At 55.9% G+C, this 23,652-nt stretch carries 17 protein-coding genes and 1 riboswitch; of the genes, 1 reads left to right on the plus strand and 16 read right to left on the minus strand.

All coding sequences use genetic code 11. From position 1 onward, the window contains the following. Positions 1-145: 145 nt before the first annotated feature. The 14 genes from purD to JET16_RS16395 form a co-directional block, all read right to left on the minus strand. Complete coding sequence (gene purD, locus JET16_RS16330) at positions 146-1,405, minus strand: phosphoribosylamine--glycine ligase (protein ID WP_199617539.1); 1,260 nt, start codon at positions 1,403-1,405, stop codon at positions 146-148. A gap of 20 nt (positions 1,406-1,425) precedes the next feature. Beyond that, positions 1,426-2,154, minus strand: a complete 729-nt coding sequence (locus JET16_RS16335) for an IMP cyclohydrolase (protein WP_199617540.1) — start codon at positions 2,152-2,154, stop codon at positions 1,426-1,428. A gap of 81 nt (positions 2,155-2,235) precedes the next feature. Next, complete coding sequence (locus JET16_RS16340) at positions 2,236-3,414, minus strand: phosphoribosylaminoimidazolecarboxamide formyltransferase (RefSeq protein WP_199617542.1); 1,179 nt, start codon at positions 3,412-3,414, stop codon at positions 2,236-2,238. A 334-nt stretch (positions 3,415-3,748) separates the two neighbouring features. Further along, a complete protein-coding gene (gene purN, locus JET16_RS16345; protein ID WP_199617544.1) occupies positions 3,749-4,357 on the minus strand; it encodes a phosphoribosylglycinamide formyltransferase in 609 nt (202 codons plus the stop codon). Beyond that, positions 4,354-5,406, minus strand: a complete 1,053-nt coding sequence (gene purM, locus JET16_RS16350; RefSeq protein WP_199617714.1) for a phosphoribosylformylglycinamidine cyclo-ligase — start codon at positions 5,404-5,406, stop codon at positions 4,354-4,356. The genes purN and purM overlap by 4 nt, the downstream gene beginning before the upstream one ends. A 48-nt stretch (positions 5,407-5,454) precedes the next feature. Next, on the minus strand, positions 5,455-6,978 hold the full coding sequence (gene purF / locus JET16_RS16355; protein WP_199617546.1) for an amidophosphoribosyltransferase: 1,524 nt from the start codon (positions 6,976-6,978) through the stop codon (positions 5,455-5,457). Next, complete coding sequence (purL, locus tag JET16_RS16360; protein WP_199617548.1) at positions 6,945-9,194, minus strand: phosphoribosylformylglycinamidine synthase subunit PurL; 2,250 nt, start codon at positions 9,192-9,194, stop codon at positions 6,945-6,947. The genes purF and purL overlap by 34 nt, the downstream gene beginning before the upstream one ends. Next, complete coding sequence (gene purQ, locus JET16_RS16365) at positions 9,166-9,867, minus strand: phosphoribosylformylglycinamidine synthase subunit PurQ (protein ID WP_199617715.1); 702 nt, start codon at positions 9,865-9,867, stop codon at positions 9,166-9,168. The genes purL and purQ overlap by 29 nt, the downstream gene beginning before the upstream one ends. A gap of 32 nt (positions 9,868-9,899) precedes the next feature. Then, positions 9,900-10,145, minus strand: a complete 246-nt coding sequence (gene purS / locus JET16_RS16370) for a phosphoribosylformylglycinamidine synthase subunit PurS (RefSeq protein WP_199617550.1) — start codon at positions 10,143-10,145, stop codon at positions 9,900-9,902. Positions 10,146-10,161: 16 nt separating this feature from the next. Further along, positions 10,162-11,052, minus strand: coding sequence for a phosphoribosylaminoimidazolesuccinocarboxamide synthase (locus JET16_RS16375; protein WP_199617716.1), 891 nt, complete (start codon positions 11,050-11,052; stop codon positions 10,162-10,164). Between the two features lie 28 nt (positions 11,053-11,080). Further along, entirely contained in the window at positions 11,081-12,376 is a 1,296-nt protein-coding gene (gene purB / locus JET16_RS16380; RefSeq protein WP_199617552.1) for an adenylosuccinate lyase, read from the minus strand. Between the two features lie 60 nt (positions 12,377-12,436). Then, on the minus strand, positions 12,437-13,645 hold the full coding sequence (gene purK / locus JET16_RS16385) for a 5-(carboxyamino)imidazole ribonucleotide synthase (RefSeq protein ID WP_199617554.1): 1,209 nt from the start codon (positions 13,643-13,645) through the stop codon (positions 12,437-12,439). Positions 13,646-13,664: 19 nt separating this feature from the next. Next, positions 13,665-14,162 (minus strand): 5-(carboxyamino)imidazole ribonucleotide mutase, encoded by a 498-nt coding sequence (gene purE / locus JET16_RS16390; protein ID WP_199617556.1) that lies wholly within the window; start codon positions 14,160-14,162, stop codon positions 13,665-13,667. A gap of 274 nt (positions 14,163-14,436) precedes the next feature. Beyond that, positions 14,437-14,522: riboswitch (cyclic di-GMP riboswitch) on the plus strand. A 382-nt stretch (positions 14,523-14,904) separates the two neighbouring features. Further along, the gene (locus JET16_RS16395) at positions 14,905-18,843 is read right to left on the minus strand and encodes a 5'-nucleotidase C-terminal domain-containing protein (RefSeq protein WP_199617558.1); all 3,939 of its coding nucleotides are present in this window, start codon (positions 18,841-18,843) and stop codon (positions 14,905-14,907) included. Between the two features lie 604 nt (positions 18,844-19,447). Between JET16_RS16395 and JET16_RS16400 the strand changes: the two genes are divergently transcribed. Then, on the plus strand, positions 19,448-20,290 hold the full coding sequence (locus tag JET16_RS16400) for a transposase (protein WP_199617560.1): 843 nt from the start codon (positions 19,448-19,450) through the stop codon (positions 20,288-20,290). Between the two features lie 344 nt (positions 20,291-20,634). Here JET16_RS16400 and JET16_RS16405 read toward each other — a convergent pair whose 3' ends face one another. Both JET16_RS16405 and JET16_RS30870 read right to left on the minus strand, forming a co-directional pair. Further along, on the minus strand, positions 20,635-22,017 hold the full coding sequence (locus JET16_RS16405; protein WP_199617562.1) for an NCS2 family permease: 1,383 nt from the start codon (positions 22,015-22,017) through the stop codon (positions 20,635-20,637). A 219-nt stretch (positions 22,018-22,236) separates the two neighbouring features. Then, on the minus strand, positions 22,237-23,646 hold the full coding sequence (locus JET16_RS30870) for a copper amine oxidase N-terminal domain-containing protein (RefSeq protein ID WP_199617564.1): 1,410 nt from the start codon (positions 23,644-23,646) through the stop codon (positions 22,237-22,239). Between the last annotated feature and the right edge of the window lie 6 nt (positions 23,647-23,652).

Here is a 23,652-nt window from a genome sequence, read left to right on the forward strand (position 1 = left end):
CGGAATAGCGATCCTACACTCCGAGTCAACATACGGCCCCTCCCCCTGCACGCAAAAAAACCGACCCTCCACAGGATCGGCTCTGTCTTGCCATTTTATAACAAACCTCATCGAAGTATATTCAAGGAAGCAAGACCGTGCAATGTTATAATGCCTTCTTTCCGATGTCGGTGCGGTACTGCTTGCCTTCGTAACGGATACGGTCGACATCGGCGTACGCTTTGCGTCGCGCCTCATCGATCGTCGCTCCGGTGGCGGTGACGCCGAGAAGACGGCCGCCGTTCGTCACGATGCGACCTTCCTTGTCGTGCGCGGTTCCGGCGTGGAAGACGACGGATTCGCTCGCAAGGTCGAGACCTTCGATGACGTCGCCTTTATTGTACGGGCCGGGGTATCCGCCGGCAGCAAGCACGACGCAGACAGCGGATTCATCGCTCCACTTCGGCTCGACTTCATTCAAACGGCCCTCCACCGTTGCCAGGAACAACTCGGACAAATCCGACTCGAGGCGGGATAGGACAACCTGCGTTTCCGGATCGCCGAAACGGCAGTTGAATTCAATCGTCTTCGGCCCGGCCGGCGTGATCATCAAACCGGCGAACAGGACGCCCCGGAACGGGCGGCCTTCCTTCACCATCGCTTCCGCCGTCGGCTTCACGATCGTGCGGATCGCCTCATCGTAGACGCTTTGCGGGATGTGAGGAACCGGCGAATATGTACCCATGCCGCCCGTGTTCGGACCTTCGTCGTTGTCGAATATTTGCTTGTGGTCCTGAGCGGCAGGCATAGGCTTTACGGTCGTACCGTCCACAAAGCTGAGAATGCTCATCTCCTGACCTTGTAAAAACTCTTCGACGACGACCTTGTCTCCCGCTTCGCCGAACGCTTTGTCGAGCATGATCGTGCGCAGCGCGTCTTCCGCTTCCTCAAGCGTAGCCGCCACTGTTACGCCCTTGCCCGCCGCGAGACCGTCCGCCTTAATAACGATCGGTGCGCCCTGCTTGCGCACATATGCGAGCGCTTCCTCAAAATTATCGAAAGTTTCGTATGCTGCGGTCGGGATGTTGTATTTTTTCATGAGATCCTTGGTGAACGCCTTGCTGCCTTCTATGATGGCGGCGTCTTTGCGCGGCCCGAATACGGCGATGTCTTCCGCTTCGAATGCGTCGGCCGCGCCTGCGAATAACGGATCTTCCGGGCCGACGACAACCAAATCGATGTGTTTCTCTTTCGCGAAGGCGACAAGTTCGTCAAAGCTGTGCTCGTTAATCGGAACGCACTCAGCCTGCGCCGCGATTCCCGCATTTCCCGGTGCGCAATACAGCTTCGTTACTTTCGGGCTTTGCTTCAGCTTCCATACGATGGCGTGCTCGCGCCCTCCGCGGCCGATAACCAATACTTGCACGGAAAACTCCCCCCTCCTGGCTATTTGTTCAGAACCGTCAGCGCGGCTTCACCGTTGTCGCGGCGGATCGTTTTGACCAGTAACGAAATTTTGTTATCGTCGTTAAGCAGTTCCCAGTAATACCGGGCTGTCGCTTCCGCATCGTCGAACAGCGGTGCCAGCTTTGGCTCGCCGTCGAACGTAGGGAGCGGATTGCCGTCGCCTCGATATGTCGAGATGAAGTGGCCGTAGCCCGCGATCGCATTTTCGTAATGGAAATACTGGCGCTTCGTTTGCGTTTCGTCGTTTTCGTTCGTTTTCAGAATCGACAACTTGTACGCGTTCAGATTGTCGTTCAAGTCGACGATGCCCGAGATGCGCGGCGTGAAATTGGGGCCGTCAGGCTCGTACGTGCGTGTCGCAAGCGCTCCCTCGAATGTGCCGCCGTTTTGCAGCGCTTCGTAAATCGTATCGGTCTGATCGCCGTTCGTGACGATATGCGCACCGTTCAGATGACGCACCGGGTAGTAGATGATGAGCGAAGGGTCAGACAGCTTCGCCGGGTCGCGCGCTTCAGTGCGCAGGAAGCCGTTCTCCTCCGCAATAAACACCCGGTTGCGGCTGTTCTCGCTTCGCCCCATAATCCAGTACACCTGCACGTATTTCGAGCCGTCCGGCGTCAAGCCGATAATAATACCCCGTCCCGGGTAAGAGTTCTTCTTCAATTCGCTGATGGTGCGCTCCGCAAGCGCGTTCCATGCTGCTGCCATCGCGTTCTCGCTTCCTTTCCGTTCTGAGCTTGCGGTTGCGGCATCCGTCCGGACACGTTCCGGAGCGCCGCCAAATCCGCTTTAGTGATGGAACAGCCGTACGCCGGAGTACACCATCACCATGCCGTAATCGTTAGCCGCTTGCACCACTTCTTCGTCGCGCATCGAGCTGCCCGCTTGGACGACATACTTCACGCCGCTGCGGCTCGCGCGGTCGATGTTGTCGCGGAACGGCAGGAACGCGTCCGAGCCGTAGGCGACGTTATTAAGCCCGTTCAGCCATTCCCGCTTCTGCTCGCAGGTGAGGCGCTGCGGCACTTCCTCGAAGCACTGCTCCCAGCTCGCCTGCTCGATCGGCGTAAGCTCTTCTTCCAGCCACAGGTCGATCGCGTTGTTCTGCTCCGCGCGCGGCAGGCCGGTACGAAACTTCATGGCCAGCGCGATCGGATGCTGGCGAAGGTACCAGCGGTCGGCCTTATCTCCCGCGAGGCGCGTGCAGTGAATCCGCGACTGCTGGCCCGCGCCGATGCCGATCGTTTGGCCGTCCAGCGCATAGCAGATCGAGTTCGACTGGGTGTATTTCAGCGTAATGAGCGCCACGAGCAGGTCGCGCTTCGCGCTATCCGGCAACTCTTTGTTTTCCGTTACGATGCGCTCGAATGAAGCTTCGGTCAGCACCGCGTCGTTGCGCTCCTGCTGCAGCGTCAAGCCGAACAGGTTACGCTTCTCGATCGGGTCCGGCTTATAGTCCGGATCGATCTGCAGAATCAGGTATTTGCCGCCTTTCTTCTGCTTCAAGATGTCGAGCGCCTCCGGCGTATAGCCGGGAGCGACGACGAGATCGGACACCTCGCGCTTCAGCAGCTTAGCGGTCGCGGCATCGACGGTGTCGCTAAGCGCGGCGGCGTCGCCGAACGACGACATGCGGTCCGCGCCGCGTGCTCGGGCGTAAGCCGTCGCCAGCGGCGACAGCTCCGCGCCTTCGACGAAGTAAGCCTTCGCCAGCTCCGGCGTCAGCGGGCTGTAGACGGCCGTCCCAGCCGGGCTGACATGCTTGAACGATGCGGCGGCCGGAAGCCCGGTTGCGTTCCGCAGCTCGCGGACAAGCTGGAACGCGTTGAGCGCATCCAGCAGGTTGATGAAGCCCGGGTCTCCGTTCAAGACTTGAATCGGCAGCGGCTTGCCGTCGTTCGTCAGCTTCGCCTCTTTTTGGTGCGGGTTCATTCCGTATCGCAGGGAAAGCTCGTATGCTTCAGTCATGTTCCGGTACCGTCCTTATTTGTAATGTAAACCAAAGAGATTGTTTCGAAGCAGTCAATCGGCGCCCGTCGGTTAAGCTCGAAGACATGTGTGTGGCTAACGGGAATTTCTCACGCTAATTTTGCTTCGAATGAACAAGTCTTCTTGTTTACCAGGAAAAACTGCCGTTAATTAGAGCCCTTCCCTCCGAATGCGGAGGATACCGCCGAATGAACTAGAGGTTTTCCTGGAATTTTTTTCAATTGTACGATTCTAACCGAAATAACTGGAGGATTTCCTATAAGTTAATCGATTGCAATTGTTGCCATAAAGGTGGAGGCCCACCGCTAATCGCTTACTTTACTGTTACTCTGAGTCCATCAGGCTCAAGCTTTATGCGTCCGGCACTGATCATGCCTATCACCTTTACGTACAGCTCATGCTCCACTTCTTGAATGCGCGTCGCAAGCGTATCCTTCGAATCATCTACCTGAATATCCAAGGCCTGCTGCGCGATGATCGGACCGGAATCCATGCCGCCGTCGACAAAATGAACCGTAACCCCCGTCACCTTGACGCCATGCGCCAGCGCCTGCCCGATCGCGTCCACGCCGGGGAACGAGGGCAACAGCGATGGATGAATGTTGATCATCCGCCCGTAGTACGGCTCGACCAACACCGAAGTGATAATGCGCATGTAACCCGCAAGCACGATCAGCTCAATGCCGCGCGCCTGCAGCTCGGCGAGAATCATCCGCTCGTATTCCTCGCGCGAAGCGTATTCCTTTGGCCGGAACGCCAGCACCGGCACTCCGGCGGCTTGCGCCCTTTCTACGACGTACGCCTTCGGCTTGTCGCAAACGAGCAGCTCGACGCTGACGTCGAGCCGCCCTTCTTTAACCGCATTAACGATCGCTTGAAAATTCGAGCCGTTGCCCGAAGCGAATACCGCCACCCGCATCATCTTTCCGAACCTTCGAATGTAACGGCGCCGGAACCTTCGGTAATGACGCCGATTTCGTAAGCCGTTTCGCCGGCTTCGCGGGCCGCCTCCAACGCCGCGTCGCGCGATTGCGCAGGAACTACAAGTATAAAGCCGATTCCCATGTTGAACGTACGGTAGCAATCGTCGTGCGACAATCCGCCGGTTTCGCGCAGCAGTCCGAAGATCGGAGGCATATTCCAAGAACCGAGGCGGATGTGCGCATTCACATTTGATGGAAGGACGCGCGGGATGTTCTCGATAAAGCCGCCGCCCGTAATGTGCGCCATGCCTTTGACCGGCACGCTCTTCAACACGGCCAGCGCTTGCTTGACGTAAATTTTCGTCGGCGTCAGCAGCACATCCCCAAGCGTTGCGCCGCCCAATGCGGGAATCGCCTCGTCCAACCGGTACTTGCCGCCGTCTGACTGAAGCAGCAGCCGCCGAACAAGCGAATATCCGTTGCTGTGCACGCCGCTCGATGCGAACCCGAGGACGACGTCCCCCGCGCCGATGCCGCTGCCGTCGATCATCCGGGTGCGTTCAGCCGCGCCTACGGCGAATCCGGCGATATCGTACTCCCCGTCCTGATACATGCCGGGCATCTCCGCCGTCTCCCCGCCGATCAAAGCGCAGCCCGCCTGCACACAGCCTTCCGCCACGCCGGCGACAATGCGCTCGATCTTATGGGGGACCAGCTTGCCGCATGCCAAATAATCCAAGAAAAACAGCGGCTCCGCACCCGTCACGACGATATCGTTCACGCACATGGCGACACAGTCGATGCCGATCGTGTCGTGTTTGTCCGCCGCGAACGCGATCTTCAGCTTCGTGCCGACTCCGTCCGTTCCGCTCACAAGAACCGGGTCCTCATATTTGCCCGCGGCGCCGAGCGAAAACAAGCCGCCGAATCCTCCCAGACCGCCGACCACGCCGGGACGCACGGTGCGGGAGACGTGCTTCTTCATGCGCTCCACCGCTTCGTTGCCCGCCGCGATATCGACGCCTGCTCCTTTATACGCTTCCGACAATTCCGTCACCTTCCCATCTTATTTCTAACGCTTAAGTCGAACTAACGCCTACGTCGAATCTCCGCAGCCCGGAATGAGCTGCAGCGCATCCTCATCCGAAGTCTGCGATTCGACCTCGTCAAACGTCGGATACACATTATCGAAACAAGCGGTGCAGTGACCTCGGTTAGGTTCTCCTTGCGGACGGCCGATCGACTCCAGCAATCCTTCCTGGCTTAAGAAATACAGCGAATCCGCGTTAATCGTTTCCCTTATTTCTTCCACCGTCTTGGAAGATGCGATCAATTCCTCTCGCGAAGGCGTATCGATTCCGTAAAAGCACGGATTCGCGAACGGCGGAGACGTAATGCGAACATGGACTTCCACCGCTCCCGCTTCGCGCAGCAAATTGACGATGCGCCGGGACGTCGTGCCGCGGACGATCGAATCGTCGATCATGACCACGCGTTTGCCCTCGACCACTTTGCGAACCGCGGACAGCTTCATCTTGACCCCTTGCTCTCTTAATTCCTGCGAAGGCTGGATGAACGTCCTGCCGGTATAGCGATTCTTGATCAATCCGAGCTCATAGGGAATGCCGGTTTGTTCCGCATAGCCGATCGCTGCGGAAATGCTCGAATCCGGCACGCCCGTTACGACGTCCGCATCGACGAACGCTTCCTGCGCAAGACGTTTGCCCATCCGCTTGCGCGCCGTGTGGACGTTAATCTCGTCGACGTCGCTGTCCGGACGGGCGAAATAAATATATTCCATCGCGCAAATCGCACGGCGCTTCCCTTCCGCAAACCGCTCCGTTCGCATACCCTGTCGATCCAGCACGATAAGCTCGCCCGGCTGCACGTCTCGGACGTATTCGCCGCCGACCGCGTCGAACGCGCACGTCTCGGACGCAAACAGCCACGCGTCTCCCAGCTTTCCAACCACATAAGGGCGCAAGCCGTTCGGGTCGCGCGCCGCGATCAATTGATCGTTCGACATGAACAAGAAAGCGTACGCACCGTTCAAACGATGCAGCGCTTCTTTCACCGCATCGGCGAAAGTCGGCTGCTTGGAGCGCGCGATCAGGTGCGCCACCACTTCCGTATCGCTCGTCGTCTGGAAAATCGAACCCGCCGCTTCCAGCTCGTTGCGGATAGCGGGCGCGTTCACGATATTGCCGTTCGTCGCCACCGCCAAATCGCCGCCGCGATATTTGAATACGAACGGCTGCGCGTTTGCGAGCTTGCTTTCGCCGGCGGTGGAATAGCGGACATGCCCGATGGCCGCCGTTCCCGGCATTGCGGCAAGCCGCGTCCCGTCAAACACTTCTTTGACAAGGCCCATGCCGCGGTGATAATGGAACTCGCCGCCGTCGGACGTCACCATGCCGCCGCTCTCCTGCCCCCGGTGCTGCAGCGCGTGCAGCCCGTAATAAGAGAGCGACGAAGCCTCGGAGTGGCCCCACACGCCGAATATGCCGCATTCCTCGCGCAGCTTGTCGAACCACTCGCGGTCTTCCGTTCCTTCGTTGAAGTAATCTCCCGTCCACAGCCGGCGAATCAACTCATGAGACACGGGATCGCGTCCTTCCATGTTTTCTCCAAATCTTCAACCGATTTATCGATCACTGCATTCCCGCGGACCCGCACCGTCAGCTTCTTCCCGCCGACCGTTCCGATGCGCGACATCTGCACGCCGTTCTCTACGAGCATCATCTGAAGCGCATCCGCCTTCTCCGGCTTGCAGGTCAGCAAGACGCGGGATTGCGATTCGCTGAACAGCGCAATATCCGGACGCAGATTGATCCTCACGTCCACGTCGGCTCCAACCTCGTTCGCGAAGCAGCACTCCGCAAGCGCAACGGCGAGACCGCCCTCGGACAAATCGTGGGCCGAAGCGACCAAGCCGCCTTGGATCGCGGCGAGCACCGTCTTCTGCAGCTTTCGCTCGACAGCGAGGTCAAGCTTCGGCGGCCGGCCTTCCGTTACGCCGTGCACGACTAGCTGCAGCTCGCTGCCGCCAAGCTCGGCATACGTTTCCCCGAGCAGGAAGATCACGTCGCCCTCTTTCTTAAAGCCTTGCGTCGTAATATGCTCGACGTCGTGCACAAGACCGACCATGCCGACGACGGGCGTCGGATAAATCGCGCCGCGCGCGTTCTCGTTGTACAGCGACACGTTGCCGCCGATGACCGGCGTATTCAGTACCCGGCAAGCTTCCGCCATGCCGTCGACCGCTTTCTCGAGCTGCCAGAAAATTTCCGGTTTCTCGGGGCTGCCAAAGTTCAAGTTGTCCGTAATCGCAAGCGGCTCCGCCCCGGAGCACACGACGTTGCGCGCCGCTTCCGCCACCGCGATGCGGCCGCCGACTTCCGGATCGAGGTACGCATACCGGCCGTTGCAGTCGGTCGACATGGCGATCGCTTTACGCGTGCCGTCGATACGAACGACCGCGGCGTCCGAACCGGGCTGAACGACCGTCGCCGTGCGCACCATGTAATCGTATTGATGGTACACCCACTCTTTGCTCGCAACCGTCGGGGACGCCAACACCTTCAGCAACGCGCCCTCGATGTCGGTCACTTCAGGGTACGCCGTCGTGTCTACGGATTCATTTTTCAAATAATATTCAGGCACTTTGGATGGTTTATGATATTGGGGGACGTCGTCCACAAGCGCGGTAACCGGCATATCCGCCGCAACTTGTCCGTTGTGGTACAACGTCAGGCGTCCGGTGTCGGTCACTTTGCCGACCACCTCGCAGAACAGCCCCCAGCGCTTGAACACTTCCTTAACCGCTTCTTCCTTGTCCGGCGTCGTTACGAACAGCATGCGCTCTTGCGATTCGGAGAGCATCATTTCGTACGGCGTCATGCCCGGTTCGCGCTGAGGCACTTTGTCGAGGTACAGATCCATGCCGTTGCCCGCTTTGCTCGCCATTTCGGCGCTGGAGCAAGTCAGGCCTGCCGCGCCCATGTCCTGGATGCCGAGCACGAGATCCCGCTCGATCACTTCGAGGCACGCTTCCATCACGAGCTTCTCCATGAACGGATCGCCGACCTGCACGGCCGGACGCTTCGCTTCGGACTCCGAGGTAAGCTCCTCCGACGCGAACGTGGCGCCGTGAATGCCGTCGCGGCCCGTCGCCGGCCCTACGTAAAACACCGGATTCCCGACGCCTTGCGCCACGCCCCGTTGAATCCGTTCGTGCTCGATGAGGCCGACGCACATGGCGTTGACGAGCGGGTTCCCTTCGTACGATTCGTCGAACATGATCTCGCCGCCGACGGTCGGAATGCCGATGCAGTTGCCGTAACCTGCGATGCCGGATACGACGTGTTCGAACAAGTATTTCACGCGGTCGTTGGTCAGCCGTCCGAAACGGAGCGAGTTCATAAGCGCAACCGGCCTTGCGCCCATGGAGAATATGTCGCGGATGATGCCGCCGACGCCCGTCGCCGCGCCTTGATACGGCTCGATCGCCGACGGGTGGTTGTGCGATTCGATTTTGAACACGACCGCTTGATTGTCGCCGATATCGACAATGCCGGCGCCTTCGCCCGGGCCCATCAGCACGCGCTCTCCGGTCGTGGGAAATCTCCTCAAGACGACCTTCGAGTTTTTATACGAACAATGCTCCGACCACATAACGCTGAATACGCCGGTTTCCGTATAATTCGGAAGTCGTCCGAGATGCCCGACCACCTTCTCGTATTCTTCGTCCGTCATACCCATCTGCTTATAGAGCTTCTGGTCGCGGATTTGTTCAGCCGTCGGTTCTTTAGCTGCGAGCTGCTGCTGCGTTGCCATATGCGCGTTCCCTCCATGCTTCCAAGACTGACGTAAACATCCGCTTGCCGTCCTCGGAGCCGAGCAGCACGTCCACCGCCCGCTCAGGGTGCGGCATCATGCCGAGCACGTTGCCCCGTTCGTTCACGATGCCCGCAATGTCGGATACCGATCCGTTCGGATTCCATCCGTCGTAACGGAACACGATTTGCCGGTTCGATTCAAGGCGCTTCAACGTCTCGTCGTCGCAATAGTAGTTGCCTTCCCCATGCGCGATCGGAATCGATATTTTCTCGCCCGCCGAATAGCCGCTTGTGAACGGCGTGTCGCTGCGCTCGACGCGCAGCGTCGCTTGCGAGCAGCGAAACTTCAAGCTGTTGTTGCGGCGCATTGCTCCCGGAAGCAGCCCGGACTCGAGCAAAATTTGAAATCCGTTGCATATGCCGAGCACGTAGCGCCCTTCTTCCGCCGCTTTCCGCACTTCCTCCATCGCCGGAGCGAACCGTGCGATCGCGCCCGCGCGCAAGTAGTCTCCATAGGAGAAGCCGCCCGGAACGAGAATCAAGTCATACTTAGAAAGATCCGAAGACGTATGCCACACATACTCCACCGGTTGGCGTATCGTCTGCTCCACCGCTTTGTAACAGTCGATGTCGCAATTCGAACCCGGGAATACGATGACGGCCGTCTGCATTTGACGATTGTCGGCCAAGTCCGCCATGCGCGTTACTCCCCTTTCAATTCGAATCGGTAGTCTTCGATCACCGTGTTGGCGAGCAGCTTTTCGCACATCGTGCGTATCCGTTCCTCCGCCGCGGCCCTGTCGTTCGTGTCGAGGTTCAACTCCATGTACTTCCCGATGCGCACTTCCCCTACTTCTTCAAACCCCATCGAATGCAGAGCGCCTTGAACGGCTTTGCCTTGCGGGTCGAGCACATTTTCCTTCACGGTTACGTAAACGGTCGCTTTCATCGTGTAAGTTGCCTCCTTATCGGTTCACGCCGGTTATGCGGCGGTATATTTCGCGGTATCGCCTCGTCGTCTCTTCCACCACGTGCGGCGGCAGCGGATCCGGTTCGCTGTTTTTGTCCCAGTCCGATTCGGCGAGGTACGTTCGGACCGGCTCCTTGTCCATCGAATCGATCTCTATATCCAGAGCATAGTTTTCTTCCGCCCAAAATCTCGACGAATCCGGAGTGAACAGCTCGTCGATCAGAATGAGCTCCCCGTCGAGCAGCCCGAATTCAAATTTGCAATCGGCCAAAATAATTCCGCGCTCCGACAAACGTTGATGTGCGAATTCGTATAATTGCAAACTCGTGTCGCGCAGCTTTTCGGACAGTTCCGCTCCGACCGAGCGCTTCATTTGTTCGAACGAAATGTCCTCGTCGTGCCCGACGTCGTTCTTCGCCGCAGGCGTGAAGATCGGCTCCGGAAGCCGCGCGTTCTTGCGCGTGCCGTCCGGCAGCTTGATGCCGTTCACTTCGCCCGTTTGTTGGTACTGTCTCCAACCGCCTCCGGTCAAGTAGCCGCGCACGACGCATTCGATGTCGATGCGGCGCGCTTTCCTCGTGACCATGATCCGGTCGCGAAGCCGCTCTTTATCGGTGACGAAGCTGCCGAGCTTGTTCACATCCGCATGCACCATATGATTTCTCACGATGCCGCGCGTTTCATTAAACCAATGCACGCTGAGCCGATTCAGAATGTTGCCTTTATCCGGCACCGCGGGTTGCAATATATAATCGAATGCGGAAATACGGTCGGTAACGGCGATGAGAAAATGTTCCCCAATATCATACAATTCGCGGACTTTCCCTTTATACACCAGAGGCGCTCCCACATAGGGGACCGCAGTGGACATCGCTTCAGGCAACATTGTGTTCGTCACGGCGTACGCCTCCTTATTATCTAAGTCCAAGCCGGCGGAAAATCGTGTCGACGTGCTTCAAATGCCAGCTCGGATTGAAGCAGTCGTCGATTTCTTCCGGCGTGAGCACTTCAGTAATTTCCGGCGTGCTCTCGATAATGCTTTGAAACTGGCGCTGCTCTTCCCACGCCTGCATCGCTCTCGGTTGCACGGTATCGTACGCTTTCTCGCGGCTCCAACCTCTGTCGATGAGCTTCGTCAGAACGCGTCCGGAGAACGGCACGCCGTACGTCCGCTCCATGTTGCGCTTCATGTTTTCCGGGAAAACGGTGAGGTTTTTAAAGATGCTGCCGAGCCGGTTGAGCATATAATTCAACAAAATCGTGGCATCGGGCAAGATGATCCGCTCCACCGAAGAATGCGAAATATCCCGTTCATGCCACAGCGGCACGTTCTCGTACGCGGAGAGCATATGTCCGCGAATGACGCGGGCCAAGCCGCTGATGTTCTCGCAGCCGATCGGGTTGCGCTTGTGCGGCATGGCGGAAGAACCCTTTTGCCCTTTGGCGAACGGTTCTTCCACTTCGCGGATTTCCGACTTTTGCAGGGCGCGGATTTCCGTGGCGAATTTATCGAGCGACGTTGCGATAAGAGCAAGCGCAGCAACATATTCGGCGTGGCGGTCGCGCTGAAGCGTCTGCGTGGAAATCGGCGCCGGAGAGATGCCGAGCCGCTTGCACACGAATTCTTCAACGAAAGGATCGATGTTGGCATATGTTCCGACGGCGCCGCTGATCTTGCCGAACTGTACGCCGTTCGCCGCATGGCGGAACCGCTCCAAATTGCGCTTCATCTCTTCATAATAAAGCGCGAGCTTCAAGCCGAACGTCGTCGGTTCCGCATGCACGCCGTGCGTCCGGCCCATCATGACGGTGTCTTTGTAATTAATCGCTTGATCGCCTAAGATGTCGATAAAGCGAACGATGTCCGCTTCCAGGATACGGTTAGCCTGAAGCAGCAAATAACCAAGCGCCGTATCTACGACATCGGTGGATGTAAGGCCGTAATGCACCCATTTCCGTTCCGGTCCGACCGTCTCAGACACCGCCCGCGTAAACGCGATGACGTCGTGCCGCGTTTCCTGCTCGATCTCGTAAATTCTATCGATCGCAAAGCTTGCGTTCTCCCTCAGCTTCTTGACGTCTTCCTGCGGGATGACCCCAAGCTCGCTCCATGCTTCGCAAGCGGCCAATTCCACCTCAAGCCATGCTTTAAACTTATTCTCTTCCGTCCAAATCGCGGCCATCTCCGGCCGGCTGTAACGTTCGATCATTGTTTTTCCCCTCCTGCTCGTTCCGTGCATCAATCCGCGGACAACCTTCGGTTGCCTATGCTATGTCCAAATGCCGCACGACTCCACCCATCGGAGCGCCTTCTCCACATCGTCCGTCAACAAATTGACGTGCCCCATCTTGCGGCCCGGCTTTGCTTCCGCCTTGCCGTACAAATGCAGCTTCGCAGTAACGCCTTCCGGCAGCTCCCGCTCGCCTCCGCTTCGCAGCCAGCGCAGAAGCGGATCCACATGCTGGCCGAGCACGTTCGCCATAACGACGGGCGTCAGCACGCGCGCCTCCGTCAACGGCAATCCGCATATCGCCCGGATGTGCTGCTCGAACTGGGAGACGTTGCACGCGTCCATCGTGTAATGCCCCGAATTATGAGGTCGCGGCGCCAGCTCGTTCACGTAGATGGAGCCGTCTTTCCCGACGAACATCTCCACGGCGATCAATCCGGCGACTTTGAGGTGTTCCGCGATATCCGCGGCCAGCTTACGGGCGCGATCCGCCGTCTGCGGGTCAATGCGGGCCGGCACGATCGACGTATGAAGTATGCCTCCGACATGCACGTTCTCGGCCGGCGGGAATGTCGCAACGCTGCCGTCCGGACTACGCGCCGCCACGACGGATATTTCCATCGAGAAATCGACAAACCCTTCGAGGATCAACTCCGCGCTTCCGCCGCCCAGCGACGTGTACGCATCCGCCGCTTCGGCGGCTTTGCGGATCACTCGCTGTCCTTTGCCGTCGTATCCTCCCGTGGCAGTCTTCAGCACGCACGGAAGCCCGAGCTCTGCCACAGCCTCCCGCATGTCCGTCATATCACGCACTTGCCGGTACGGAGCCACCGTTGCGCCCGCAGCTTCGATCGCTTGTTTCTCGCGCAGGCGATGCTGGGTTGTGCGCAGCAGTTCGCTCCCTTGCGGCACATAAGACTCCCTTTCCAACACGGCCGCCACGCCCGCATTCACGTTCTCGAACTCGTACGTGATGACGTCCGACATCGCGGCCAATTGGCGCGCGGACGCCTCGTCGGCGTAATTTGCCGTAATTTGGCGGTCGGCGACTTGTCCGCACGGCGAATCGGGAGTCGGGTCGAGCACCGCGAACCGGTAGCCCATATTCCGCCCCGCCAAGGCGATCATGCGCCCGAGCTGTCCTCCGCCGAGTATTCCGATCGTCGATCCGGGAACGATGCGCTTGACGGCTCGACCGTCTTCTTTGCCCGGTTTCGGTTGCAATTGTTGTAAGTAATGATTTTCCATGTCAGTAGTATTCTCCGGATTATTCCAAGTTATCGCTCATTGCTTCCACTTCCGCCCGCGTTCGTTCGCGGCGCTCCCTTATGCGCTCCGCAACGCTTTCATCGAACGTTCCGATGATTTGCGCGGCCAGCAGCCCCGCGTTCGTCGCGCCGGCCGTACCGATCGCCACTGTCGCGACGGGTATGCCTCCCGGCATCTGCACGATGGAAAGGAGCGAATCCAAACCGTTTAACGCCTTAGACTGTACCGGCACCCCGATGACAGGCAGCTCCGTCTTCGACGCCACCATTCCCGGCAAGTGCGCCGCGCCTCCCGCTCCTGCCACAATGACCTTGATGCCTCTGTCCTTGGCGTTCTCCGCATAAGCGAACATTGCATCCGGCGTACGATGCGCCGAAACGACCTTCTTCTCGTACGGCACATCCAGTTCATCCAACACGCTGCAAGCCGATTTCATCGTCTCCCAATCGGAGCGGCTCCCCATTATGACACCAACAATCGGTCTGGACAACGGCATTCAATCTCCTCTCAAACGTTTACTTCAATAGAAAAAGTCCGAACGAAAAAGAATCATCGGACATTTCCGGCAAACATAATTCGACTCATTTCATCACATTATAAGTGTAACAATTGGAGAATGCGAGTGTCAATGCAAAAGACGAACAATTCAGCCCACTTTAACAGGAAAGTTCGTATTTGAAATATAAAATTGCATTTTGCAAAAAAATGGTGACGCTTTCTTTTCATTGTGGTAGTATATACATCAACTGGTTCTTTATTAATTAATGAGCAAAGGAAAGCGGCAAACTTATCCGAAAGGAAAGGACGCAAAGCTATGGGTCTACGGCTGAAAAGCTACGATCGCCAAGCTGCCCTTACGATTTAACCTTCTTGTGGAGGTTCGTCCTTTTCGGTCGGTGATGTAGTGCGCACCTGTTCTGAGAATGAGGTGAAATCCGTGCGGGAAGGGAAACCTGTCGGCTACGAAAGTTCCGACAATGACCTGGTTTCATTGAGACTGTTGCAAGAAGATGTCACTGAAGTGAAGAAGACGATTCACCGAATGACATACGAGTTAATAAGTCCCTGTACATACTGCGCCATGATTTCAACAGACGCACACTCGGAAAAACCGATCTCTTGCTCGAAAGAAAACGGGCTTCACAAGCCCGGCTGGATCAGCGTAGATACATGCTTTACATGCGGAGACTTCCGAAAAATATAACGGACACCCGGGATATCCCGGGTGTTTCTTTGAGTTACAGCTTGCTTTGCAATTTCCGGATTTCTTTGATGAGCTGCTCGGCAAAGCCGGCATCGATCCGTTTGCCCGCTTGCGCCTTCACATGATTTATAAGTGCTTCGAGCTGGTTGTTTTGCGCAGCATCGGCGGCCGATTTTTGGACGGCATCGATTTTACTTAATAATGCGTTTTTTTGTTGTTCGGCCACCTTACCATTGTCGAGACCCCATTGAACAAGCTCGTCGAGATGTCCAATGTCAAGCATGACCTCGAATTCATACTCCGCTTTTGCCATGTTTCCGGCATAATCGGCTGCCGTGACTATCACCTTGTGAACTCCCGTTTCCAAAGTCATCGAAGCCAGAGTAAACGGATTGCTCATCGGCTTGCCGTCCATTTCGACGGTTAACGATTCCGTTCCGCTCAATACGTCGGTCGCTTCAGCTGCGAAGAGGAATTCTTCATACAGATAAATCCTGTCATTAAAGTGCGCGTCGATCTCGGGCGCCGTCTTATCGATCGCCACCGCAACTTCTTGCGACGGTTCTACATTATAGATTTTATCGACGGAACGGTATTCTACGCGGTTCATTCCTTCGCCCGAAAGCCTCAGCGGACCGTTCACCGTCTGCCATTGGCCGCCGTTTATGCGGGCTTCGGTACGCAGAACGCCGATGCCTTGACCGTCGTCCGAGCTGAATACCAGCGTTACATCTTTATCGTTAAATTGCGTTTCGCCGCTCAGCCCGTCAAGCGCCGCGGACGTTACCGGAGCGGTCACATCCGTCGAAATGCGGCCTTCCGCTTCATAAGCGATCGGCTCGCCGATGCTGCGCAAGAACGCTACCGTCGCATCGACATCGATCGGACCTTGCACGAAGCTGTCGCCATACTCCGCGATGAGCCGGTATTTGTCCGAAGTTTGTTCGTACATGTAGTTATTAACCGCCAAGGAATACGTCGCATTCTTGTCTATCGGTTGTCCGTTCGGAAGTGTTATTTGTTTCACTCTTTTCGTGTCTGCATCCCAGGAATATGAAGCGCCTGCAATAAACGAATCCGGGCCGTATCTCGGGTTGATCATGGCATTCAATATTTGTTCGAATTCTTCGCCCGTTACGTTAACGCGAACGACGGTATTGCCGAACGGTTGAACGTTGAACAGCTCTCCCCAAGTGATAGGCCCCGCATTGATGTTGTCGCGCACGCCTCCGCCGTTCATCAAAGCGAAATCGCTGTTTACGGACCATTTCATGGCGTCAGCCAGGAAATTGCCGAGGTCATCGTCGCCGATTACGGCTTTTGTCGGATATCCCTTGGTCATCTCCACCAACGTCTCGCCGATCACTTCGTTAAGCTTCGGAGCGACAATGTCGCCATATTTCTTTAGAATCGCCGCCACTTCCGCATCCGGTTCGATTCCGGTCTGCACAACGTCTATGATCTCGGCCTTCTTGCTCACAACTTCTCCGGTCGCCGGATCAATGAGCAAATCGACGTCGCCGATCGCTTTGCCGTATTCCCACGCTTGGACAATGAGTTTGCCGTCAACCATGCCGTTGTTCTTCTGGTGATTGTGCGCCGAAAAAATAACGTCCACCTCATCGTCGATTGCAGCCGCGATGTCGGCGATATTGCCTGTCACCGTTTCTCCGGATTGATCGCCGGGGTTGTGGGCAAGAACGATAATCGTTTCAACTCCTTGTTCCTTTAATTCAGGAACGTATTTGTTGATGGCGGCGGTTTCGTCCGTGAAACGAATGCTTTGAATGCCTTCCGGAATAACGATATTCGGAGTTTCCGTCGTCACGACTCCGATAAAGCCGATTTTCACTCCGCCGGTCTCTTTGATCGTATACGGAGGCAAAACAAGCTCGCCGTTGTCTTTGTATTCAACGTTCGCGGCAACCATAGGGAAGTTGATGCCGTCATAGTTTGGCGTACCGTTCGGGTGCGTCCCGCCGTTAATCAGGCGGAGCATCTCCTCGACGCCTTCGTCGAATTCGTGGTTGCCGACGGTACCGACGTCGAAACCGATCGCTTCCATGATTTCCACCGTAGGCTCGTCTTGGAGGAGCGCCGATACCGGGGAGGAAGCGCCTACCATGTCTCCCGGGTGCACGATCAACGTATTCGGGTTCGTCGCCTCACGCTGCTTCAAATACGCCGCCAAATAATCCGCGCGGCCGTAATTCACGCCGTTAATAGGCGACGTTACGTCGATTTTGCCGTGAAGGTCGTTGACACTCAACAATTGAACCGAAACAAGCTGTGAGGCTTCCGGAACGTAGCCCGCCTCTTGGGCTTCTTGTTCCGTGAAGAAGAATACGCGGTTTTCCGTCGGAACTTCCATCCACTTGTCCGGAGCGACGTATGTCTTCGTAAAGTAATCACCGACGAATTTGTCCGGACCGCCGCGAAGCTCGAACCGGAACTGGTAAGGCAATTGCGGGATCGGGTTTTCAGGGTTATGCATGCCGTACCCGTTCTCGATCGCTTCTTTCGCCGCGGCGCTGTATTCTTCGAAATAGCTCATATTCGGCCAGATAAAGTAATTGACCGCGAAACCCGTTTTTACCATTTCCTTGTTTACATCGAGTCCGGTGCTTTTCACGCGAATGTGCGCGAGAAGGCGGCCGTAGCCGTCGATCGGATCGCTGCCGGGTTCGATCTCGACCTCCGTCCCGGGCGGCAGCAGTTCAAGCAATTTTTCCGTCGCCGCATCCGCATAATACCCTTGGGACTGGCCTTCGTAATTTTTCTCGGGAGTATCGATGGAAAGCATGCGTACTTTCGTAACTCCCAATACCGGGGTTGTCAAGTGAACCGTATCGCCGTCCACTACCGATTTCACGGTAGACACATAGCTCGATTCCGGAGCCGGAGCCGGGGGCTGCGGATTCAATTCCGCTGCATCCGCCGCCTTACGGGGAAGAAGCTGGTATGAGTCATATTGGCTTAACACGCCGGTGAAATCGTACCAAGTTTTTTCTTTGAGCTGCCCGATGACGTTCGTTTCCGCCATCACGCGAAGCGTCATGCCGTTATAATTTTCGTCGATGACCGGCACGTTGTATCCGCCGCCTGCCGGAGTTGATGGCATATCGTTTACAAACGCGCGAACCGTCACGAGCTTTCCTTCATGCGGTTCCGCCGTTGCCGCTTGACTTGCATCAAGGAGCGAAAGCGGCAATGGCTCAGGAAGCGGTTGACCCTCCGCTTTCACCGTGATCGAAGCAGGAACAATTTCCGTCAGACCGTTATAGGACGTTATTTGCCCTTTAATTTGAACAAACTGGCCTTCCGTTAGCGCCGGGAACGCCGATGCATCGAACGCAAACACGTTGATTCCGCCCGTCGCATCCTGCACGTATGTGGACAATCTGCCGCCGCCAATGGCGGCGTTGTCGGCCGTAACGACGCCCTCAATCGTAACCGTCTGGCCTGAAAGGGCTTTCGCTTCGGCAATCGGCCTGACTGCCTCTCCGCTGCCGCCTCCTCCTCCGTTATCGCCGCCATCGACGAACTCCATAGCCGTCGGGGCTTTCAAGCCTGGAACCGAGAAATATGCTCCCAACGTTCCGGTTACGCGCACTTTTTTGCCGATAATCGCCGGATTCGTCATTAGTCCGAACTGAGCCCGATATGCTGTGGTCAGTTGAACAGGGAGCATGTTCGCCGCACTCGTCTCGGACGCGCTGTCGGCGATTGCAAAGTTGAAGTCATTCGCGAAAGGCGCCGTAAAATCATATGCATTAGTGCCTGTCGTATGCGCAACGACGTAACCTTCTACCGTCGCCGCGCCCGAGTTGTTCGCGATCGCTTGCGCCACTGTGATCGAACCTTCGTTCGCCGACGCCTGCTGCGGAGCGGCGAACGCTCCGGCAAATCCGGACACCGCCACTACCGCCGACAGTACAAAACCTGCGACTCTGTTCCAAATAGGTTTCCTCACATCATTTCCTCCTGATAGAATCTATTAATTAACCACTATTATATTAATAGATTATTGGTAGGAAGTTGTGCTAATTTTTTATTAAATTGTTTGCAATGTCGAACACCTCGAGCAGAAGTGTCCTCTTTCCCTTCCTTTCAGTCGCTATGCCACTTGCTCAGAAAATCTGATTAACAGAGAAAATGTAAGTATTATAAAGTTGCTTCGACCGCGACGACCGTTTTTGTCCTTCCGACGTGCCTGGGCGATCCCCCGCCTCTTAATAACGTTGTACCCCCTTACCGCAATCGGCCTGGTCACCTCCAGCAATCCGCTATAAATCTCAAACCGCTGTCCTGTTAACTCAGGATGATTATCTGAAGAGGCCGTGTACCCATAACTCAGATTATTTTCTCATGAGAGGACGTATCCCCATAGCTCCGATGATTTTCTCATGGGGGCTGTCTCCCCATAACTCAGAATGAGTTTCCAAAGAAGTGTGTCTCTACGACTCAGATGAATTTCTCAAGCATCGTGCTAGGGTTATATTCCCAAAATTATCTTGACTTAGGAACATAGGTTCTGTAATATGGAAAGTAAGAATATATGTTCGGCGGTGGTTTTGATGACTCATTTAGAGGAGTCTGCAATTCATAAGTTTTTGTCGGAAGAGGATTGCGTTGCGTATTTTTATCGGATGAAATGGCCGGAAGGCTTCCACTGCCCCCGGTGCGGACACGCGCGCGCCTATACGATCAACACCCGCAGATTGCCTCTTTACGAGTGTCATTCTTGCCGTCACCAGACTTCTCTCACTGCCGGCACCGTGATGGAAGGCAGCCGCACCCCGCTGCACAAGTGGGCGGTTACCCTGCAACTTTTGTCTCAACCTGCCAGCATCAATGCCGTCCAACTTGCCGAACAAATCCGGGTTACCTATAAGACTGCTTGGGCCATGCTCCGGAAAATTCGCCAAGCGATTAGCGCCATTGATGTAAGACAATTGCTGTCCGGCACGGTCAGAGCTGGGCTCAGCTTTTACGGCCGTAAATACCATCAGCCGTTCGTACGGCATCCGCAGGAGCATCCCGTTATGGTCGGTGCGGCGTTTCATCAGAATGGCCAGCCCATCTACGTCAAATGCAAGCTGGTCTCCGAATTTCATATGGACGGCAAATCGATTCTCCGTTCAGGAGAGAATGAGTTTGTTGAACGGCATGTCGAACCCGACACCTTCGACATGAGGATACTCAAGCGTTTCCGCCTTCACGAAATTGAGCTGCTTCCGGACGTGTTTAAACAAGCGAAAAGATGGATCAACCGCACATTTCACGGAATAGGCGGCAAATATTTGCAAAATTATTTGGACGAGTTTTGTTTCCGGTGCAATCAATCGTTCCGTGACATGCCGGTTATGGACTCTCTTTCCGGCATCTGCATGACGTATCCATCTAAGCAGATATCTTAATTAACTCCTCTTTCTTGTTCTTGTTCCCGTTGCTCTCCACCCTCATTTCTAAATTACACGCCTTTATTTATCGATGTTCAAATTCGTTATGTGGTGTTCATGCCGCCTTAGTCTAATGTTCAGATACCGCATATGCACCCCCGATGAATCGCTTCTATTTTACCGCACCATATGCGCCTCGGAATCTCATTCCACATTCGGCAACATTTCCTGAGCAAACGGGAGAGCGATCCAACACTTTTTAAGCCTACACATAGCCCCCCCCCCCGATATCGCCGCTTCAAAAGCCGCACACAAAAAAACGCCGGCCGAAACGGCCGACGGTTAACCAAAGATAATTCGATTTATTCGCCGCCCAAGAACGCATACCTCGCAATGACGAGAACGGCGAGCACCCACATGAGCCAGTGTATCGGCACGCGGCGCGAAGAGAACAAGTTGTGCACGCCGCCGATCACGACATAGGTTACGATACCGATGGCGATTCCGTTTGCGATGCTGTTCGTGAACGGCATAAGCACGATAGTCAGGAACGCGGGAAGAGCTTGAGTGAAATCATCCCAAGGAATCTCGCGCACGGAGCCCATCATCAACACGCCTACAATGATCAAAGCAGGTGCGGTTGCCGCGGACGGTACCAAGCCCGCAAGCGGAAGGATCAGCAGAGAAAGCAGAAACAATACGCCGGTCGTCACCGCGGTCAAGCCGGTCCGGCCCCCTTCGGAAACACCCGAAGCGCTCTCAATGTATGCCGTTATCGTGCTCGTGCCGAGAACCGCGCCCGTGCTTACGCCCGCAGCATCCACGAGCATCGCGCGCCCTACCGTCTTCTGGCCTTCCGGCTTGTTAACGTCGATTCCCGCTTTGCTGGCGGTGCCGACAAGCGTACCGAACGTATCGAACAGTTCAACGAAGGTGAACACGAATATGATTTCGATAATGCCGACACCCAAAGCGCCCATAATATCCAACTGGCCGACCGCCAAGTTATTGAACTGCGGAATCCAATTCGCTTGGCCCAGCCTGCTGAAATCGACGACCGACGGGAAAAATATGCCGCCGATGACTGTAGTCGCAACGATGCCGATCAACAGCGCACCGCGCACTTTCAGCGACATCAATACACCGATGAGCAGCAAACCGAGAAGAGCGAGGAACGTATCGGGATGAGTCGCCGGATTGAACGATCCGAGTATGAGCGAGAACAGCGCGCCCGGCACCGGCTTCGTCGCGTCAATACCCGGCGTTACCGACACCATCGTCAAATTGCTTAATTTGAATCCGATTAATGCGATGAACAACCCGATGCCGACCGTGATCCCGACCTTGATGCTCTGCGGCACCGCGCGGATAAGCATCTGTCGGATTCGGGTCACCGTCAAAATAATGAAGATGATACCGGAGATAAACACGGCTCCCAGAGCGGCTTGCCACGTGATGGCTCCTCCGGAGCTCAACACGACGGTCATAAAGTACGCATTAAGGCCCATACCCGGGGCAAGCGCTACCGGAATGTTGACGAACAAGCCCATGGCGATAGTGACCAACCCCGCACCTACGGCCGTAGCGAAAAACACCGCATCCGCGGGAATACCGGCGCCGTCCGGTCCCAAGAATATCTGGTTGACGAACAGGATGTAAGCCATCGTCATGAAAGTGGTCAAGCCTGCGATAATTTCCGTTCTTACATTCGTTCCGCGCTCCCGCAATCGAAACAATTGATCCATCGCTTATCTTACTCCCCTTGCAATAATGTCTGAGTCAACTATCCGGCAGTCATAGATTGCGTACCTCTGGAAAAAGTATGCATCTTAATCAACCGCCGGCCTGACTTCCGGACTAATTGTAATTGGGAAATGTTAGCGCTGTCAACAAGAATACGAACGATCAAACTTTTTCTAAAAATTATGTTCGGATTTTAGCGGGACGCGAGCGATGTGCGGATTTTACCGGATCGTGAACGTCCTTTCCCCCTCGTCCCACTCCGTCTCAAACCCCAATATCTCCGCAACGGCAGCGAGAGGAATGAGCAGCCGGCCGGCCGCGATTCGAGGCGCGGCGTCGAGCATCACTCTCTCCCCGTTCACACCGGCCGTATCCCGTCCTGCCGTAAGCAGCACCGTCACATTGCCGTTCTTCAGCGTCATTTGTCCCGAAGCCGCATCCCAGTTCAACCCGACTCCCGCTTTATCCAACGTTCCGCGCGCCGGCGCCATAATGACCGCGTCTTCCGTCATCACCGGCTTCGGATCCATAGCCAGCTCTTGGCCCCGGACGACGACAATCACGCGATTCGGGTCGAGGCGGTACGGGTCCAGCTCCGCAACTTGCCGGCGCAGCCGTTCCGTGTACTCATGCACGTTATCCTTCGTGACAATATGCGCTCCCGCCGCCAAACCGTCGATAATATACTCATTGATTGCCTGAGAATGGTGCGAAATATCCTTGTAGTTGTCCAAGTTAAACGTAATGCTCTCGTCCGATTGAAAGTCGTGGATCGACACGTTCGGAAACACCGACAGCTTCTCAAACATCCATTCTTTCATGCTCAATTGATTGTCAAAGCGCTCAGGGTTCAATTCATACCACACATAATGGCGCAAAATGGAGTACGGCGGATAATAGAGCACCCACTGCACATCCGGATACGATTCAATCAATGCGAGCACATTTCGTTCAAACGATTTCCGAACGGTTTCAAGCGGCACTTCACTCTCCGCCATGCCGCTCTCGAGCCCGCGCGCCGTCAAGTAATTTTCATACGTCCGTTCGGCTCCGTAGTCTGCCGCCTCATCCCAGTTGTTTAGCGTCTCGAGCGTCTCGCTCTCCTCTCCGGCCATACGGTCGTAAACCACTTCCGCCGCCTGTCGGACGACACTGAAATTGAACAGATAAAGAATATCGTTGACAAGATTGTCGTCATACAAGTGAAATGGGAACGGCCCCTGATCGCTTCGCACCGCCTCGGAGTCGCCCCTCAACGCAAAATAATCGAGTCCCCAAATCACTCTCTTTACTTTACCCGTCCGCAGCGCGGTTTCCGCGATGAGCCGCTGTTCGCGCGACGTCGAGCCTTCGATGGACAGCTTCAACACATTGCCGCCCAGCTTTCGTTCGACATATGACGGAACGAAATTTTGCGTCATCGAGCTGCCGACGATGATCGTATCGTACTCGTAGTTTTTCGCCAGCCCAGGGTTTTGGTACCGTTCTTCCTCCGAGAAGAGAGGCGGATACCACGCTTTGCGATAAAACTGCAGCGGGTCCACCACATAGGCAAGCGCCATAAACGCGAATGAATATAAAATCGCAAAGGCCAGGAAAAGACGGAAAAATGTTTTGTACTTCGTTGTCACGCCCGC

The sequence above is a fragment of the Paenibacillus alkalitolerans genome (genome assembly GCF_016482785.1).
GTDB classification, from domain to species: Bacteria; Bacillota; Bacilli; order Paenibacillales; family YIM-B00363; genus Paenibacillus_AE; species Paenibacillus_AE alkalitolerans.

Coding starts and splice junctions, on each gene's coding strand:
- purB (WP_199617552.1), bottom strand. CDS start 12,376: ATGATCGAACGTTACAGCCGGCCGGAGATGGCCGCGATTTGGACGGAA.
- purL (WP_199617548.1), bottom strand. CDS start 9,194: ATGGCAACGCAGCAGCAGCTCGCAGCTAAAGAACCGACGGCTGAACAA.
- purF (WP_199617546.1), bottom strand. CDS start 6,978: ATGGAAGGACGCGATCCCGTGTCTCATGAGTTGATTCGCCGGCTGTGG.
- purS (WP_199617550.1), bottom strand. CDS start 10,145: ATGAAAGCGACCGTTTACGTAACCGTGAAGGAAAATGTGCTCGACCCG.
- JET16_RS16335 (WP_199617540.1), bottom strand. CDS start 2,154: ATGGCAGCAGCATGGAACGCGCTTGCGGAGCGCACCATCAGCGAATTG.
- JET16_RS16375 (WP_199617716.1), bottom strand. CDS start 11,052: ATGTTGCCTGAAGCGATGTCCACTGCGGTCCCCTATGTGGGAGCGCCT.
- purE (WP_199617556.1), bottom strand. CDS start 14,162: ATGCCGTTGTCCAGACCGATTGTTGGTGTCATAATGGGGAGCCGCTCC.
- JET16_RS16400 (WP_199617560.1), top strand. CDS start 19,448: ATGACTCATTTAGAGGAGTCTGCAATTCATAAGTTTTTGTCGGAAGAG.
- purN (WP_199617544.1), bottom strand. CDS start 4,357: ATGATGCGGGTGGCGGTATTCGCTTCGGGCAACGGCTCGAATTTTCAA.
- purK (WP_199617554.1), bottom strand. CDS start 13,645: ATGGAAAATCATTACTTACAACAATTGCAACCGAAACCGGGCAAAGAA.
- JET16_RS16405 (WP_199617562.1), bottom strand. CDS start 22,017: ATGGATCAATTGTTTCGATTGCGGGAGCGCGGAACGAATGTAAGAACG.
- JET16_RS16340 (WP_199617542.1), bottom strand. CDS start 3,414: ATGACTGAAGCATACGAGCTTTCCCTGCGATACGGAATGAACCCGCAC.
- purQ (WP_199617715.1), bottom strand. CDS start 9,867: ATGCAGACGGCCGTCATCGTATTCCCGGGTTCGAATTGCGACATCGAC.